General features: G+C 56.5%; 2 protein-coding genes. Both read left to right on the forward strand.

Annotated features, from left to right (window positions below; all coding sequences use genetic code 11):
- Nucleotides 1-84 precede the first annotated feature (84 nt).
- A complete protein-coding gene (gene tnpB, locus KUO17_RS23235; protein WP_255263758.1) occupies nucleotides 85-444 on the forward strand; it encodes an IS66 family insertion sequence element accessory protein TnpB in 360 nt (119 codons plus the stop codon).
- Nucleotides 445-462: 18 nt separating this feature from the next.
- Nucleotides 463-2,007, forward strand: a complete 1,545-nt coding sequence (gene tnpC / locus KUO17_RS23240; protein ID WP_217977925.1) for an IS66 family transposase — start codon at nucleotides 463-465, stop codon at nucleotides 2,005-2,007.
- The last annotated feature ends 45 nt before the right edge of the window (nucleotides 2,008-2,052 follow it).

The raw sequence follows: 2,052 nt of genomic DNA on the forward strand, positions 1-2,052 counted from the left end.
GTAAGCGCTCCATGAACCCCACATTCAAAGCGCTTAGCTGACCCCCGATGCTGTGCTCCCGATTTCTTTCTGGAGCCAGCCGCCATGATGCGCCCCGACGCCAAAGTCGAAAAAGTTTATCTCTACCCCAAGCCCGTCGACTTCCGAAAATCCATTGACGGCCTGGCCGCTCTGGTCGAACTGGATATCAAAGTGGCGGTGTTCGACCCCGTGCTCTTCGTGTTTCTCAACAAGCCACGCAACCGCGTGAAGATCCTCTATTGGGAACGCAACGGCTTCTGCCTTTGGCTCAAGCGCCTCGAATCCGAGCGTTTCAAAATATCGCCAGAGGCCACCGACGAGGCGATCATTCTGACCGTCCAGGAACTCAACTGGTTGCTCGACGGTTTTGATCTCTGGCGTAATCGTCCTCATCAGGTTTTGACGCCGCGCTACGTGGCGTGACCCGGTATAATCCGGGCCATGATTTCTCTGCCCGATGACCTTCCTGATGATCCTGTTTTGCTCAAGCAACTGCTGCTTGAGGCCCTCAATCGCCAGGAGGAAACAGCTCAGGCTTATCAGACCCATATCGTCGACCTGAAAGAACAGATCAAGCTGTTGCGCGACCGCCTGTTTGGGCGCAAGTCAGAACAAAGCGTTGAACCTAATACGCCGCAACTGGCGCTTTTTAACGAACCTGAAAGCGAGCCTATGCCGCTAGTGGGCGACGTTGATGAAGAAGTCGTTAAGCCAACACCACGCCGCGGCAAACGCCAGCCATTGTCGGCTGAACTGCCGCGTATCGAAGTCATCCATGAACTACCCGAACACGAATTGACCTGTGCTTGTGGTTGCCGCAAACACGCCATCGGCGAAGAGACCAGTGAGCAACTGGACATCGTGCCGATGCAGATCCGGGTCATCAAACATATCCGCAAGGTCTACGGTTGCCGTGGCTGTGAAGCCGCACCGGTCACCGCCGACAAGCCCGCCCAACTGATCGAGAAAAGCATGGCCAGCCCCAGCGTGCTGGCCATGCTGTTGACCACCAAGTATGTCGACGGTTTACCGTTGCATCGATTTGAAACGGTACTCAGCCGGCACGGCATCGATATCCCACGCCAGACCTTGGCACGTTGGGTGATCCAGTGCAGCGAGCATTTCCAGCCACTGCTTAATTTGATGCGCGACCGGTTGCTGGAAAGTCCAGTGATTCACTGCGATGAAACCCGTGTTCAGGTGTTGAAAGAACCGGATCGAGACCCGACCAGTCAATCCTGGATGTGGGTGCAAGCCAGTGGTCCGCCGGATCGTAAAGTCGTGCTGTTTGATTACACCTCCAGCCGTGCGCAGGAGGTGCCGTTGCGCTTGCTGGAAAGTTACCGTGGCTATGTCATGACCGACGATTACGCCGGCTATAACGCGTTGGCGTTGCAGCCAGGTGTGGAACGTCTGGCGTGCATGGCCCATGCACGACGCAAGTTCGTGGACGCGCAAAAAGTGCAGCCCAAGGGTAAAACCGGACGGGCCGATATCGCGCTGACGATGATCAACAAGCTGTACGGCATCGAGCGCGAGCTCAAGGACGTCAGCGATGAACAGCGGTTTGTCGGTCGTCAGGAGAAAAGCCTGCCGATCCTGGCGCAACTGAAAAGCTGGCTGGATAAAACCCAATCGCAGGTGACACCGCAAAGTGCGTTGGGCAAGGCTGTGCATTATCTGGCGAATAACTGGAGCAGGCTGGATCGCTATGTGGAAGCGGGTTACTTGCCTATCGACAACAATGCGGCCGAAAGAGCAATCAAGCCGTTTGTGATCGGGCGCAAGGCATGGCTGTTCAGCGATACCGTCAACGGCGCCAGTGCCAGCGCGAAGATCTACAGCCTGGTCGAGACCGCCAAGGTCAACGGCCAAGAGCCTTATACGTGGCTGCGCCACGTACTTGAGCGGCTGCCGCACGCCTCGTCAGTAGCAGACTACGAAGCACTGCTGCCGTGGAACTGCTCGCCAGAAATGCCACGGTAAGCCGTTAACCCACTGTTGGGCAGGTGGGGTTTATGGATCGCATAC

It is taken from the genome of Pseudomonas aegrilactucae, from assembly GCF_019168305.1.
Taxonomy (GTDB): domain Bacteria; phylum Pseudomonadota; class Gammaproteobacteria; order Pseudomonadales; family Pseudomonadaceae; genus Aquipseudomonas; species Aquipseudomonas aegrilactucae.

What these genes read in the sequence shown, in the direction of transcription:
- tnpB (WP_255263758.1), top strand. Translation starts at nt 85, where the DNA reads ATGATGCGCCCCGACGCCAAAGTCGAAAAAGTTTATCTCTACCCCAAG.
- tnpC (WP_217977925.1), top strand. Translation starts at nt 463, where the DNA reads ATGATTTCTCTGCCCGATGACCTTCCTGATGATCCTGTTTTGCTCAAG.